Origin of the sequence: Streptomyces sp. URMC 126 (genome assembly GCF_051386555.1) — a bacterium.
GTDB lineage: Bacteria > Actinomycetota > Actinomycetes > Streptomycetales > Streptomycetaceae > Streptomyces.
Window position 1 is genome coordinate 1 of sequence record NZ_JBPQTX010001059.1, and the last position, 256, is coordinate 256.

1 protein-coding gene is annotated in these 256 nt (G+C 72.3%); it reads right to left on the minus strand.

Features of this window, described 5'->3' with window-relative positions; translation table 11 throughout:
• Window positions 1–256: DUF4956 domain-containing protein (locus ACSNOK_RS35085; protein WP_436784747.1), on the minus strand; the 256-nt coding region annotated here is incomplete at both ends.

Genomic DNA, 256 nt, shown 5'->3' on the forward strand with positions numbered 1-256 from the left:
TGTCGAGGGTGACCACGGAGCGGCGGCAGCGGGCGAACAGCCGGGGGTGGTCGGAGCCGTAGACGACGAGCAGCAGCAGCCCGGCGAGGGCGCCGGCCACCGGCAGGTCGAGGTCCGGCAGACCGCAGACGAGCCCGAGGACGAGGGTGGTGAAGTAGTACGCCACCTCCTCGTGCTGCACGGCGTCCGAGCGGAGTCTGATGATGGACAGCACTCCGAAGAGGCCGAAGCCGAGGGCGAGCCCGCCGCCGCCACC